We start from the raw sequence: 13,725 nt of genomic DNA, 5'->3' as shown, positions 1-13,725 counted from the left end.
GTTTGTCCGCATGAGCGAGCGCACACCGGGGCTGGCCGCGGCGGCGCGGGCGAGCCTGCCGGTGTTCTTCGGCTACGTGCCCCTGGGCATGGTCTTCGGTGTGCTCTTCGTCCAGCTCGGCTACGCCTGGTGGTATGCGACGCTGATGAGCATCGCGGTGTTCGCGGGCGCTGCGCAGTTCATGGCGGTGACGCTGCTTGCCGCGGGGGCCGGCGTCGGCGAGATCGCGGTGACTACGGTGGTGATCAACGCCCGCCACGCCTTCTACGGGCTGTCCCTCGGGCCGCGGCTGCCGCGTCGGGGCGTGACGCGCTGGTACCCGGTGTTCGCGCTGACCGACGAGACCTACTCCCTGCTCACGAGCATCCAGGCACCACCGGGGGCGGACCCGGCGCGATTCCGCGTGACTGTCGCCGCGCTGAACCAGTTCTGGTGGGTGCTCGGCACGAGCCTCGGGGCCTGGCTGGGCAGCGGGCTGGGCGGTGACGTCGCGGGCCTCGACTTCGCGCTCACCGCGCTGTTCGTGGTCCTGACCATCGAGCAGGCCATGACCGTGCGCGCCGTGCGGCCCTTCGTCATCGCCGCGGCCGCCGCCGCGGCCGGCTTCGTGTTCGGCGGACGGGACTACATGCTCATCGTCGCGCTGGCGTTCGTGACCGCGGTGCTGTTGGCCGATGGTTCCCGGGAGGCGGCATGAGTGGTGCGGACGGCTACCTACTGGCGGTGATCGCCGCGATGACGGTGGCGACGTTCTTCACCCGTGCGGCACCGTTCCTGGTGCTTGGGCGCTACATGGAGCATCCGCTGGTGCGCCACCTCGGGCGCTACCTGCCGCCGGCGGTGATGCTGCTGCTGGTGGTCTACGCGGTCCGCGACGTCGAGCCGCTCGCGCCGCCCTTCGGTCTCTACCATCTCGCCGCGATCGCGGTGACCGCGCTCTGCCACCTGCGCTGGCGCAACGCGCTGGTGAGCATCGCCGCGGGCACCGCGGTCTTCATGGTGCTCACCCGCCTCGCCCCCCTGGGGTGAGCGGGTCCGCCGGGAGCCAGCCGGCGCCGTAGTCCGCCCGGCGGAAGACCAGTCCGAGCCCGCCGGAGCGGGCGAGGGTGAACAGCAGGAAGGCGAACCACAGGCCGTGGTTGCCCCAGCCGCGGGTCAGCCACCACGCCGGAAGGTAGACCGCGATCACCGCCACCAGCATGGTGTCGCGCATCGCCCGGGCCCGGGTGGCGCCGATGAACAGCCCATCCAGGAGGTAGCTCCACACGGCGACCAGGGGCAGGGCGATGAGCCAGGGCAGGTAGTCGGCGGCGATAGCCCGCACCCGGGGGAGGTCGGTGAGCAGGGCGATGATCGCCTCACCCGCCATCGCGAAGGCGACGCTCGCCAGCACCGCACTCACCAGAGACCAGAGCGTGGCGGCGCGGACCACGGCGGCCAGCCGCCGGCGGCTGTCACGCCCGAGTGCCTCCCCGACCAGCGCCTCGGCGGCATGAGCGAAGCCATCCAGGGCGTAGGAAGTCAGCATCAGGAACTGCATGAGCACGGCATTGGCGGCGAGGATGTCGTCGCCGAACCGTGCCCCCTGGGCGTGGAAGAAGGCGATCGCAAAGAGCAGGCAGAGCGTGCGCACGAACAGCGCCGCGTTCACCCGCAGCAGCCGCAGATAACGTGTAGGCTCGGCGAGCCGTGCCGGTAGCAGTCGTCCGCCGAGGCGGCGCAGGTGCGCCGCGGCGAGGGCCAGTGCGGTCGCCAGGGCAAGGTAGTCGGCGATGACGCTGGCGAGGGCGACGCCGGCGACCGTCCAGCCGAGGCCGACGACCAGCCAGAGGTCCAGCACGATGTTGATCACGTTATTGACCAGCATCAGCACCAGGGTCACCCGGGTGCGTGCCAGCCCGAGGAACCAGCCGATGAGCACGTAGTTGGCGAGTACCGCGGGGGCACTGGCGATGCGCCAGGTGGCGTAGGTATTGGCCAGCCCGGTTACCGCCGGGCTGGCGTCGAAGAGGCTCAGCGCGGCGGGGACGACCCACGGAGCCAGGGCGATCAGGGCGGCGCCGATGGCAGCGGCGATGACCAGGCCCTGGGCGAGCAGCTCGCGTAGGGCGTCGGCGTCGTTGCGCCCGTGGGCCTGGGCGACGAAGCCGGTGGTGCCCATGCGCAGGAAGCCGAAGCCCCAGTAGAGGAAGCTGAACAGGGTCGCACCGAGGGTGACCGCGCCGAGGTAGTCGCTGTCCGGCAGATGGCCCATCACCGCCGTGTCCACCAGCCCCAGCAGCGGCACGGTGACGTTGGACAGGATCAGCGGCCAGGCGAGGGCGACCACCCGGGAGGATGCCTTTCGATTCAGCGTTTTTGCCTTTGTGCCCTGCATTCGCTATGTTCTCCGGGCGCCGGGACGCAGGCGCCGAGATCCGACACATACCGGAGGTAGACCGCCCCCATGCTTTCCCTCACCCCGGCCCAGCTGCGCCGTGCCCTGGCGGTGCTGGTGACCGCTCACATCCTGATCATCGCCGCCAGCAATTACCTGGTGCAGCTCCCGATCCAGGTCTGGGGTGTCCATACGACGTGGGGTGCATTCTCCTTCCCGTTCATATTCCTGGTCACGGACCTGACGGTGCGGGTGTTCGGCAAGGGGCCCGCGCGGCGGATCATCTTCATGGCAATGCTGCCGGCGCTGCTGGTGTCCTATGTCTTCGGCGCCGCCTTCCAGCAGGGGCAGTTCCAGGGCCTGGCAGGGCTCGTCGGGCTGAACGTGTTCGTCGCCCGTATCGCCATGGCGAGCTTCATGTCCTACGTGCTCGGCCAGATCCTCGACATACATGTCTTCGACCGCCTGCGCCAGCGCCGTTTCGCCTGGTGGGTGGCGCCGGCCTCGTCCACGGTGCTGGGCAACCTCGCCGACACGGTGGCGTTCTTTTCACTGGCGTTCTATGCCAGTCCGGACCCGTTCATGGCGGCGCACTGGACGGAGATCGCCGCCGTGGACTACACCACCAAGCTGGTGGTGAGCCTGGCGTTCTTCGTGCCGCTGTACGGGGTGGTACTGGCCGGGCTGCAGCGCTGGGTGCTCGGGCGCGAGGCGAGGGTGCGCGTCGCCGGCTGAGCGCCGGCGACACGGATCGGAATCACGGCCGTGCCGGGTACCAGACCAGGGGCTGGGCGGTGCGGCCGTGGTCGATCTCGAAATCGTGCCGGCGGTACCACTCCAGCAGGGCCTGCTGATCCAGTCCGGTATCGTCGTACGCCGTCGCCTGCCCGAGCAGGGTGACGTTGTAGCGCTCGCAGATCCCCTTGAGCAGCTCCAGCAGCCGGGTTGCCTCGCCTTCGCCGCGGTGGCCGGGATCGGTCTCGATGCGGCAGAGCACGAGGTAGTCGGATTCGGTGTCCACCGCGCCGATCGCATGCCCGATGCGGCGGTGGCGCAACCCCGTGTTGTCCTGCCCGATCGGCTCCGCCTCTTCCGTGGCGTCGAGCCAGGCCTCGAAGGCCGCGTTGATGTCTGCTACCGGCGCCATGCTGTGCATCATCCCCTGTGAACCCCGGACCGTTGTTGTTGCGCGGGGCGAAACGTACCACCCCGGCGACTGGAAGGCGAGCGGTGTCCGCGCGCCGTCGACGGGCGCGAATGGTACCATCGCCGTACAAGCCCTGCAGGGAAGGTGGCCAAGGTGAGGAATACCCCGCGGAACAGCGATCCCGTCCGCTGGCTGAGTGGTGATCATGCCGTATTCGAGGAGCTGCTGTGGCTCCACCAGGAGGCGCTTCTGGAGCGCCGCTGCGCTGTTGCGGTGGAGATATGGGATGCCTGGTTCGAGCGTCTGCGCGCGCATGCGCGGGCCGAGGAGGCGTGGCTGCTGCCGTGTCTCGAGAGCGCGGACTGGGAGACGCCGTGGCCCGCGCGGGTCTATCGGGCGGAGCACGCGCGGCTCCAGCAGCTCGCCGGCGCGCATCGTGCCGCCGTGGCGGAGCATGCCGCCGGCAACGGACCGGGGCGGCGTGAGGCACTCGGGCTGATCGCGGCGGCGCGGCGGGTGGCGGACATGAGCGCGCACCACGAGCAGCGCGAGGAGGAGGGTCTGTTCCCACTGCTGGAGGCCAACCTGCCGGCGAAGGCGTTACAGGCGCTGGGCGAGTCGGTGGCGGCGGAGCTGTCGGCGGCGCCGCTGCCGGCGGTGGCGGCGTTGCGCGGGCGGCTGGACTCGGCGGTCGCCGCCTCCGCCTGACGGCGCCCGTGGGGCGCCGCCGGCGGATGCGGCGCGTCAGTCCTCGTAGCGGCGGAATACCAGGGTGGCGTTGGTTCCGCCGAAGCCGAAGCTGTTGGACATCACCGTGTTGAGCGGCTGCTCGCGGTACTCCGAGACGATGGGCATGCCCTCGGCGTCCGGGTCCAGGTTCTCGATGTTGGCGGAGGCGGAGACGAACCCCTCCTTGAGCATCAGCAGCGAGTAGATCGCCTCCTGCACCCCCGCCGCACCGAGCGAGTGGCCGGTAAGCGACTTCGTCGAGCTCACTGCCGGCATCGACTCGCCGAAGACCTCGTGGATCGCCTGCAGCTCGGTGATATCCCCTGCCGGGGTGCTGGTGCCGTGGGCGTTGACGTAGTCCACCGGGCCTTCGGTGTGAGTGAGGGCCTCGCGCATGCAGCGCACCGCGCCCTCGCCGGAGGGTGCGACCATGTCGTAGCCGTCCGACGTCGCGCCATAGCCGACGAGCTCGGCGTAGATCGGCGCGCCGCGCTCCAGGGCGTGATCGAGGGCCTCGACCACCACCATGCCTGCGCCGCCGGCGATCACGAAGCCGTCACGATCCGCGTCGTAGGGGCGGGACGCCCGCTCGGGGGTGTCGTTGTACTTCGAGGACAGGGCGCCCATGGCGTCGAAGAGCATGGTCATCGACCAGTGCTCCTCCTCGCCGCCGCCGGCGAAGACGACGTCCTGGCGGCCGAGCTGAATCTGCTCCATGGCGGAACCGATGCAGTGGGCGCTGGTCGCGCAGGCCGAGGAGATGCTGTAGTTGACGCCACGGATGCCGAACGGCGTGGCCAGGCATGCGGAGACGGTGCTCGCCATGACCTTCGGCACGGCGAAGGCGCCGAGCTTGCGCACGCCACGCTCGCGCAGCGTGTCCGCGGCCTGGACGAGATTGGAGGTGGAACCGCCTCCCGAGCCCGCGATCAGACCGATGCGCGGATCGGAGATCTGCTCCGCGTCCAGGCCGGCGTCGCGCATGGCGTCCTCCATGGCGACATACGCATACCCCGCGGCGCCGCCCATGAAACGGCGCGGCTTGCGCGGGACGCGCTCGTCGAGGTCGATGTCGACCACGCCGGCGACCTGGCTGCGCAGACCGTACTCGGCATACGCGTCGCGGAAGCGGATGCCGCTGCGGCCCTCGCGCAGGGATCGGGTAACCGTTTCACGATCATTGCCGAGACAGGAGACGATGCCCAGTCCGGTGACGACGACTCGTCGCACGATACCTTCCTCGCTGTTTGCTCAACGCACCTACAGCGCGCTATCCGGGTCCATGAACAGGCCGACCTTGAGATCGGTGGCCCGGTAGATCTCCTCGCCGTCGGCGAGGACTCGGCCGTCCGCGATACCCATCGTCAGACGCCGCCGGATCAGGCGCTTGATGTCCAGTAAGTAGGTCACCTGCCGGTTACGGGGCAGGATCTGACCGGTGAATTTTACCTCGCCACAGCCGAGCGCGCGCCCCTTGCCCTGGCCGCCGGTCCAGCCCAGGTAGAAGCCGAGGAGCTGCCAGAGGGCGTCGAGCCCGAGGCAGCCCGGCATCACCGGGTCGCCGGGGAAGTGGCAGTGGAAGAACCACAGGTCCGGATGGACGTCGAGCTCGGCCTGGACCTCGCCCTTGCCGTACGCCCCGCCTTCGGAGGATATCCTGCTGATGCGGTCGAACATGAGCATGTTCGGCACCGGCAGCTGCGGGTTGCCCGGACCGAAGAGCTTGCCGTGGCCGCACTCGAGCAGCTCCTCGTAGCTGTAACTGGGTTGTCCTGTCATGCGTCTCCCAACCGTATCCACTGGGGGAACCGGATCGCGCCGCGGGCGGTCCGGCCGATGGCCCTGGCAGGTCCCTGCCCGGTGTTGCGGCGGTGCCGCCTTGACGGGGGTGGTTGCCGGCGTCTAGAAAGAGGTCTAGTAATTTCGCGCTAACCCTACTGTGAGACCCGCGGCGAGGCAAGACACGATCGCGCCGTGATGACGTCGGCACATCCCTGGCCGGCGATTATCCGGTAGAATGATTGATCCTGGCTATCGACTTCCGCGCCCGCGTCGATTATACAAGCCACCACAGGCGCGTTATCCTTCGCGCGTTTTTTCAGTTCCCCTGGAGGCATTGATGAGCGAAAACATCGTCAGCATCACCGACGGCAACTTCGAGGACGAGGTTCTCAAGGCCGATGGCCCGGTCCTGGTGGACTTCTGGGCCGAGTGGTGCGGCCCCTGCAAGATGATCGCCCCCGTGCTCGAGCAGGTCGCCGAGGAGTATGCGGGCAAGCTCAAGGTCTGCAAGCTCAACATCGACGACAATCCGGAGACCGCGCCCAAGTACGGCGTGCGTGGCATCCCCACGCTGATGGTCTTCCGCAGCGGCGATGTCGCGGATACCAAGGTCGGCGCCCTGAGCAAGGCGCAGCTGACCCAGTTCGTTGACGCCAACGTCTAGAGACAGCCCGTCGCACCAAACCGCGTCAGGGCAGAGGGAGTGTCGGCGCCGGGGCCCCGTCCCGGCCTGTATGTGATGACGTCCCCGGCCCGACGGGCCGGCTCCCGGTAACCTGACGGTCTGGTTAGACCCCGCCTCCACCGGGTCTGCGGGTGCCGCCCGGCACCCGCAGACCGGGCTCATCCCCGGCCACGACCCGTGTCCGTGGCCGCCGCCTTCTCCGACCCCAGCCATTCCCCGACCTGTGCGGCGATACCGTCCGCGTCCAGGCCCAGCCGCGAGAGCAGGGTGGCCGGGTCGCCGTGATCGGTGAATCGGTCCGGCAGGCCGATGTGGCGGCAGACGGCCGTCTCCCCGGCGGCGTCCAGCGCCTCGGCCACCGCGCTGCCGGCGCCGCCGGCGATCACGTTCTCCTCCACGGTCACCAGAAGCTCGTGCGTGGCGGCGGCCTTCAGCACCGCGTCTTCATCCACCGGCTTGACGAAACGCATGTTGATCACCGTGGCGTCCAGTCGCTCGGCGGCCGCCAGGGCAGGCGCGAGCATGCTGCCGAATGCGAGCAGGACGACGCGGTGGCCGTTCCGGCGCGGCTCTGCACGGCCGATGGGCAGGGCCTGCATCTCCGGGGAGACCGTGACCCCGGGGCCCGTTCCCCGGGGGTAGCGGACCGCCGCGGGACCGTCGTGCCGGTAGCCCGTGTAGAGCATCTGTCGGCACTCGTTCTCGTCCGCGGGGGCCATCACCACGAGGTTGGGGATGCAGCGCAGGTACGAGAGGTCGAAGCTGCCGTTATGGGTCGGTCCGTCCGCGCCCACCAGGCCGGCACGATCGAGGGCGAGGAGTACTGGCAGCTCCTGGAGGGCGATGTCGTGGATGAGCTGGTCGTAGCCGCGCTGCAGGAACGTCGAGTAGATCGCGAGCACCGGGCGCTCGCCCTCGCAGGCGAGGCCGGCGGCGAGGGTGACGCTGTGCTGCTCGGCGATCCCGACGTCCAGGTAGCGCCCGGGGAAGCGCCGGGCGAACTCCACCAGGCCGGAGCCCTCGCGCATGGCCGGGGTGATGCCCCAGACCCGGCTGTCGCGCTCGGCGATATCGCACAGCCACTCCCCGAATACCTGGGTATAGCTCGGCCGGCCGCCGCCACTGCCGCCGGTCAGCCCCTCGGCGGGATCGAACGCCTTCACGCCGTGGTAGGCGATGGGATCCTCCTCGGCCAGGGCGTAGCCCTTGCCCTTGCGGGTGACCACGTGCAGGAGCAGTGGTCCGGGCGTGGTGCGCAGACGGCGCAGCACCGGGAGCAGGGCCGAGAGGTCGTGGCCGTCCACCGGCCCGAAGTACTGGAAGCCGAGCTCCTCGAAGAAGGTCCCGGGCACGACCATGCCCTTGGCATGGGCCTCGGCGCGCCTGGCGAACTCGCGCATCGCCGGGGGCATGTGCTCGAGAACGCGCTTGCTCTCGCGACGGAGGTTGCCGTAGAGGCCGCCGGCGAGCAGCCGCGCGAAGGTACGCGAGAGCGCGCCGACGTTCTCGGAGATGGACATCTCGTTGTCGTTGAGTATCACGAGCATGTCCGGGCGGGCGTCGCCGGCGTGGTTCAGCGCCTCGAAGGCCTGGCCCGCGGTCATGCCGCCATCGCCGATCACCGCGCAGACCCGCCGGCCGTCGCCGCGGGCGCGGGCCGCGAGCGCCATGCCGATCGCCGCACTGAGTGAGGTGCTGGAGTGACCGACGCCGAAGGTATCGTAGGGGCTCTCGTCGCGCTTGGGAAAGCCGGCGAGGCCGTCGGTCTTGCGCACGGTGCCGATGCGCTCGCGCCGCCCGGTGAGGATCTTGTGGGGATAGCACTGGTGGCCGACGTCCCAGACGAGCCGGTCCTCCGGGGTCTGGTAGACGTAGTGCAGGGCGATGGTCAGCTCCACGACCCCGAGGCCGGCGGCGAGGTGGCCGCCGGAGCGGGCCACGCTGTGGAGCAGAAAGTCCCGCAGCTCGCGGGCGAGCGCGGGGAGCTCGCCGGCGGACAGGGCGCGCAGGGCCTCGGGGGAGTCGATGCCTTCGAGCAGGGGGTAGTCTCCGGGTGTCATGATGTCCCTGGTCAGTCCGTGTCGTCGTCGAGGTCCTCGACGATGAAGTCCTCGAGATCGTAGGGCGGCGCTACCGCCTGTTCACCGACCACCCGGCCGCGCACGGACATGCCCGCGCGATGTACCGTCTCCGGGTCGCCGGAGACCAGTGGGTGCCACCACGCCAGCCCGCGACCCTCGGCCACACGGCGGTAGGCGCAGCTCTTCGGCAGCCAGCCGAAGCGCTCCACCCGCTCCGGGGTGAGGGTGATGCAGTCCGGCACGTGGCGGTGGCGATGCGCATAGTCGCTGCACAGCGCGGTGCGGGTGTCGAGCAGTCGGCAGGCCAGCTCGGTGAAGTGGTAGTCGCCGTCCTCGTCCTCGAGCTTGTGAACGCAGCACTTGCCGCAGCCGTCGCACAGGGCCTCCCACTCGGGCGCGGAGAGCTCGTCGAGGCGCTTGCGCTCCCAGAACGGGCGTTCGGCGGCGCCGGAAAAGCTGCCAGTCATGCGCGGGTCGTCCTCGTCGTCGGCGCGGTGTTTCCGGGGCTCGGTGCGGATCCGCCGGGTCATGTATAATCGCGGCGCTTTGACGATGCCACACTCCAACGCCCGAGCGCACGGAACCCCATGAGCGAGTTTCTCCAGGAGGTCGCCCGGCGGCGCACCTTCGCGATTATCTCACACCCGGACGCGGGTAAGACCACCGTCACCGAAAAGCTCCTTCTCTACGGCGGCGCGATCCAGATCGCCGGGACCGTGAAGGGGCGCAAGTCCGATCGCCATGCCACCTCCGACTGGATGGAGCTGGAGAAGCAGCGCGGTATCTCGGTGACCTCCTCGGTGATGCAGTTCCCGTACAAGGAGCGGATCGTCAACCTGCTCGATACCCCCGGGCACGAGGACTTCTCCGAGGACACTTACCGCACGCTTACCGCGGTGGACTCGGCGCTGATGGTCATCGATGCGGCCAAGGGCGTCGAGGAGCGCACGATCAAGCTCATGGACGTCTGCCGGTTGCGTAGCACGCCGATCATGACCTTCATGAACAAGCTCGATCGCGAGGGGCGCGACCCGATGTCGCTCATGGACGAGGTCGAGGAGGTGCTGCGTATCCGCTGCGCCCCGGTGACCTGGCCCATCGGCATGGGCAAGGGCTTCAAGGGCGTGTTCCACCTCCTCGATGACCGCGTGCACCTGTTCAGCGCCACCCACGAGGGGCGGATCAACGAGGGCGAGACCATCGAGGGCCTGGACAACCCGCGCCTCGACGAGGTGCTCGGCGACGACGCCGGGACCCTGCGCGAGGAGGTCGAGCTGATCCGCGAGGCCAGCAATCCCTTCGACGTCGAGGCCTACCGCCGCGGCGAGCTTACGCCGGTGTTCTTCGGCTCGGCGATCAACAACTTCGGCGTGCGCGAGCTCCTCGACCGCTTCGTTGAGGACGCCCCCTCGCCCCAGCCCCGGGAGACGGAGACCCGCGAGGTGGCCGCCGAGGAGGAGACGTTCTCCGGGTTCGTGTTCAAGATCCAGGCCAACATGGACCCGAACCACCGTGACCGCATCGCCTTCCTGCGGGTGTGCTCCGGGGTCTACGAGAAGGGTGCCAAGGTCCATCACGTGCGCATCGGCAAGGACGTGAAGATCGCCAACGCCATCACCTTCATGGCCTCGGACCGGGACAACATCGCCAATGCCTATCCCGGCGACATCATCGGGCTGCACAACCACGGCACCATCCAGATCGGCGATACCTTCACCGCCGGCGAGAAGCTCAAGTTCACCGGCATCCCGAACTTCGCCCCGGAGCTCTTCCGCCGGGCGGTTCTGCGCGACCCCATGCGCATGAAGGCGCTGCAGAAGGGACTGGTCGAGCTCTGCGAGGAGGGGGCCTCGCAGCTGTTCCGGCCGCTGCAGGGCAACGACCTGATCGTCGGCGCCGTGGGCGTGCTCCAGTTCGACGTGGTCGCCTTCCGGCTGAAGAACGAGTACGGCGTGGAGTGCAGCTTCGAGCCGGTGAACGTGGCGACCGCCCGCTGGGTGGACAGCGACGATTCGAAGCGCCTGGAGGAGTTCCGCGAGCGCAATGTCGCGAACCTCGCCGAGGACGTCGCCGGCAACCTCACTTATATCGCCCCTTCCCGGGTGAACCTTCAGCTCACCGAGGAACGCTGGCCGGAGATCGGCTTTCACGCCACGCGGGAGCACTGAGTGCCCCCGCGGTGCCGGGGGCGTCAGTTGAGGGCGCTGCTGTCGGTCACGTTCACGCCGGCGTCGGCCAGGGCCTGGCGTACGCCGTCGTCGTTGGCCGGGTCCACCGGCCGGGTGAGATCCCACAGCAGGTAGGTGTTGAAGCCCATGGCCACGGCATCCTCCGCGGTCCATTTCACGCAGAAGTCCCGGGCCAGCCCGCAGACGAACACGTCCGTGACCCCGCGCTCGCGCAGGTAACCGGCCAGCCCCGTGGGCGGGCGCTCGCCCTGGGCGTCGACGTTGTTGCGGAAGCCGCTGTAGCTGTCCACCGCCGGGTCCTCGCCCTTGCGGACGATCACCGACGCGCGCTCCCAGGGCAGGCCGTCGTGGAGCGCCGCGCCCGCGGTGCCCTGTACGCAGTGGTCCGGCCAGAGGACCTGCTCGTGGCCGTAGAGCTCGATGATGTCGAAGGGCTGACGGCCCTCGTGGCTGCTGGCGAAGGAGATATGCCCCGCGGGATGCCAGTCCTGGGTGGCGGCGATCTGGCCGAAGTCGCTGTCGCGCATGATTGTGGCGACACCGTCCAGGATCTCCGAGCCACCCTTGGTGGCGAGGGCGCCGCCCTCCATGAAGTCCGGCTGCATGTCGACCACGATCAGGGCGGAACGCTCCCGGTCGACCCGGACAGGCTGTTGTGCTGCCATGCTCACCTCCGGTTCTCTACCGGAGATGGATGGAGGCGCCGCGCCGGGGAGACAACCCCGCACGGCGCCGTCGCGGCACTCAGGAGAAGCGTCCGACCCCGGCGTCCTCGAGGGTGTCGCGGATCTCGTCCATGATCGCCGGGTCGTCGATGGTGGAGGGCACGGGGACGTCGTCCTCCTGGGCAAGGCTGCGGATGGTCTTGCGCAGGATCTTGCCTGAACGGGTCTTGGGCAGTCGCGGGACGACCATCACCCGGCGCAGGGCGGCCACGGCGCCGATCTCCTCGCGCACCCGGGCGACCAGGGCGGCCTCGACCGCCTCCGGGGTCATGTCGACGCCGTCCTTGAGCACCACGAAGCCCACCGGCACCTGTCCCTTGAGCTCGTCGGGCAGGCCCACCACGGCACACTCAGCGACCGCCTCGTAGCCGCCGATGACCTCCTCCATGGCGCCGGTGGAGAGGCGGTGACCGGAGACGTTGATGACGTCGTCGGTGCGGCCCATCACGAACAGGTAGCCGTCCTCGTCGAGATAGCCACCGTCACCGGAGAGGTAATGGCCGTGGAAGGTGCTCAGGTAGCTGCGCTCGAAGCGCTCGTCGTCATTCCACAACGTCGGCAGCGTCCCCGGGGGCAGCGGCAGCTGCACGACGATGTTGCCGATCTGCCCGGCGGCGGCGGGTTCGCCGTCGTCGTCGAGGACGCGCACGCGGTAGCCGGGGGCGGGCACGGTGGCGGAGCCCGGCTTGATTGGCAGCCGCTCGACGCCGATGGGGTTGGCCGCGATGGCCCAGCCGGTCTCGGTCTGCCACCAGTGGTCGATGATCGGGCAATCCAGGTGCTCGTCGAGCCATTCGTAGGTGGGTGGGTCCAGGCGCTCGCCGGCCACGAACACGTTGGCGAGTCCGGAGAGGTCGTAGCGCTGCTTGTGCCTGGCCTCCGGGTCCTCCTTCTTGATCGCGCGGAAGGCGGTGGGGGCCGTGAAGAAGGTCTTTACGCCGTGCTCGGCGATCACCCGCCAGAACGCCCCGGCGTCGGGGGTGCGCACCGGCTTGCCCTCGTAGACGATGGTCGTGCAGCCGCGGATCAGCGGGGCGTAGACGATATAGGAGTGGCCCACGACCCAGCCCACGTCGGAGGCCGCCCAGTAGACCTCGCCGGGATGGGTGTCGTAGACGACGTCCATGCTGTAGTTCATGGCCACGGCATGGCCGCCGTTGTCCCTCACCACCCCCTTGGGTTTACCGGTGGTGCCGGAGGTGTAGAGGATGTAGAGCGGGTCGGTGGCGGCCACGGATACCGGATCGACGGGGGAGGCGCTTTCCATGAGCTCGAACCAGTCGTGGTCGCGCCCGGGCTCCAGCGCCGCCTCCGCCTGCTCCCGCGGCACGATCACGGTGTGTGCCGGCGGGTGGGCGGCGATCTCCAGTGCCCGGTCGACCAGGGGCTTGTAGGGGATGACCCGGTCGAACTCGATGCCGCAGCCCGCTGATACCACCACCTTGGGCCGGGCGTCGTCGATGCGCACCGCCAGCTCGTGGGGGGAGAAGCCGCCGAAGACGACCGAGTGGATCGCGCCGAGCCGCGCGCAGGCGAGCATGGCGATGAGGGTCTCCGGGATCATCGGCATGTAGATCACGACCCGGTCGCCGTGCTCCACGCCGAGCCCCCGCAGGGCGCCGGCGAAGCGGGCGACCTGATCCTGGAGCTCGGTGAAGCTGATGTGCCGCTGGGTGCCGGTGGCCGGCGAGTCGTGGATGATCGCGGTCTGCTCGCCGGCACCGCGCTGGACGTGGCGATCCACGGCGAGGTGGCAGGTATTCAGGCGGCCGTCCGGGAACCAGCGGTAGTGGCCGCGCTCGTCGCGGCCGAGGATGGTCTGCGGGAATTCATACCAGTCGATCTCGCGGGCGCGCTCTCGCCAGAAGCCTTCCGGGTCGTCGACGGACTGACGATAGACGTCCTGATAGCGTCTCATGATGCTCTCCTCCCTGCCTTGTGCTGGCCGGTTGTGCTGTCTCTTCCCGGTAGCGCCCGCGCGCACCCCGCCGGGGGCAATGCCGCCTCCGG

14 protein-coding genes are annotated in these 13,725 nt (G+C 69.3%); 6 read left to right on the top strand and 8 right to left on the bottom strand.

What is annotated here, in order from left to right; translation table 11 throughout:
• Positions 1-10 precede the first annotated feature (10 nt).
• Both C516_RS0113575 and C516_RS0113570 read left to right on the top strand, forming a co-directional pair.
• The gene (locus tag C516_RS0113575; protein ID WP_026321187.1) at positions 11-697 is read left to right on the top strand and encodes an AzlC family ABC transporter permease; all 687 of its coding nucleotides are present in this window, start codon (positions 11-13) and stop codon (positions 695-697) included.
• Positions 694-1,029 (top strand): branched-chain amino acid transporter permease, encoded by a 336-nt coding sequence (locus tag C516_RS0113570; protein ID WP_018718953.1) that lies wholly within the window; start codon positions 694-696, stop codon positions 1,027-1,029. The genes C516_RS0113575 and C516_RS0113570 overlap by 4 nt, the downstream gene beginning before the upstream one ends.
• On the opposite strand, the gene C516_RS19580 is transcribed toward C516_RS0113570, so the two are convergent.
• Complete coding sequence (locus C516_RS19580) at positions 1,004-2,377, bottom strand: MATE family efflux transporter (protein WP_051088244.1); 1,374 nt, start codon at positions 2,375-2,377, stop codon at positions 1,004-1,006. The genes C516_RS0113570 and C516_RS19580 overlap by 26 nt on opposite strands.
• A 69-nt stretch (positions 2,378-2,446) precedes the next feature.
• On the opposite strand from C516_RS19580, the gene C516_RS0113560 reads away from it, so the two are divergent.
• Positions 2,447-3,112, top strand: a complete 666-nt coding sequence (locus C516_RS0113560; RefSeq protein WP_018718951.1) for a 7-cyano-7-deazaguanine/7-aminomethyl-7-deazaguanine transporter — start codon at positions 2,447-2,449, stop codon at positions 3,110-3,112.
• A gap of 22 nt (positions 3,113-3,134) precedes the next feature.
• Here the strand turns inward: C516_RS0113560 and C516_RS0113555 are convergent, their stop codons facing one another.
• A complete protein-coding gene (locus C516_RS0113555) occupies positions 3,135-3,524 on the bottom strand; it encodes a GNAT family N-acetyltransferase (RefSeq protein ID WP_156831245.1) in 390 nt (129 codons plus the stop codon).
• A 153-nt stretch (positions 3,525-3,677) separates the two neighbouring features.
• Between C516_RS0113555 and C516_RS0113550 the strand changes: the two genes are divergently transcribed.
• Positions 3,678-4,232 carry a hemerythrin domain-containing protein gene (locus C516_RS0113550; protein ID WP_163138792.1) on the top strand — a complete coding sequence of 185 codons (555 nt, stop codon included), beginning with the start codon at positions 3,678-3,680 and terminating at the stop codon, positions 4,230-4,232.
• A gap of 36 nt (positions 4,233-4,268) precedes the next feature.
• On the opposite strand, the gene fabB is transcribed toward C516_RS0113550, so the two are convergent.
• Together fabB and fabA are read right to left on the bottom strand one after the other, a co-directional pair.
• Entirely contained in the window at positions 4,269-5,483 is a 1,215-nt protein-coding gene (fabB, locus tag C516_RS0113545) for a beta-ketoacyl-ACP synthase I (protein WP_018718948.1), read from the bottom strand.
• A gap of 30 nt (positions 5,484-5,513) precedes the next feature.
• Positions 5,514-6,032 (bottom strand): bifunctional 3-hydroxydecanoyl-ACP dehydratase/trans-2-decenoyl-ACP isomerase, encoded by a 519-nt coding sequence (fabA, locus tag C516_RS0113540; protein ID WP_018718947.1) that lies wholly within the window; start codon positions 6,030-6,032, stop codon positions 5,514-5,516.
• Positions 6,033-6,372: 340 nt separating this feature from the next.
• On the opposite strand from fabA, the gene trxA reads away from it, so the two are divergent.
• Positions 6,373-6,699: a thioredoxin TrxA gene (gene trxA / locus C516_RS0113535; protein WP_018718946.1), complete on the top strand. Its 327-nt coding sequence runs from the start codon at positions 6,373-6,375 to the stop codon at positions 6,697-6,699.
• Positions 6,700-6,878: 179 nt separating this feature from the next.
• Here trxA and dxs read toward each other — a convergent pair whose 3' ends face one another.
• Entirely contained in the window at positions 6,879-8,780 is a 1,902-nt protein-coding gene (gene dxs, locus C516_RS0113530) for a 1-deoxy-D-xylulose-5-phosphate synthase (protein WP_018718945.1), read from the bottom strand.
• An 11-nt stretch (positions 8,781-8,791) separates the two neighbouring features.
• Positions 8,792-9,268 carry a YcgN family cysteine cluster protein gene (locus C516_RS0113525; RefSeq protein WP_040409579.1) on the bottom strand — a complete coding sequence of 159 codons (477 nt, stop codon included), beginning with the start codon at positions 9,266-9,268 and terminating at the stop codon, positions 8,792-8,794.
• 120 nt (positions 9,269-9,388) lie between these two features.
• Between C516_RS0113525 and C516_RS0113520 the strand changes: the two genes are divergently transcribed.
• Positions 9,389-10,969: a peptide chain release factor 3 gene (locus C516_RS0113520; RefSeq protein ID WP_018718943.1), complete on the top strand. Its 1,581-nt coding sequence runs from the start codon at positions 9,389-9,391 to the stop codon at positions 10,967-10,969.
• Between the two features lie 23 nt (positions 10,970-10,992).
• Here C516_RS0113520 and C516_RS0113515 read toward each other — a convergent pair whose 3' ends face one another.
• Together C516_RS0113515 and C516_RS0113510 are read right to left on the bottom strand one after the other, a co-directional pair.
• Complete coding sequence (locus C516_RS0113515; protein WP_018718942.1) at positions 10,993-11,655, bottom strand: nicotinamidase; 663 nt, start codon at positions 11,653-11,655, stop codon at positions 10,993-10,995.
• Between the two features lie 79 nt (positions 11,656-11,734).
• Positions 11,735-13,633 carry a propionyl-CoA synthetase gene (locus tag C516_RS0113510; protein WP_018718941.1) on the bottom strand — a complete coding sequence of 633 codons (1,899 nt, stop codon included), beginning with the start codon at positions 13,631-13,633 and terminating at the stop codon, positions 11,735-11,737.
• Positions 13,634-13,725 lie beyond the last annotated feature (92 nt).

Source organism: Arhodomonas aquaeolei DSM 8974, from assembly GCF_000374645.1.
Classification (GTDB): Bacteria; Pseudomonadota; Gammaproteobacteria; order Nitrococcales; family Nitrococcaceae; genus Arhodomonas; species Arhodomonas aquaeolei.
Note: the sequence above shows the minus strand (reverse complement) of the source record. Positions and strands in the feature narration are given on the sequence as shown.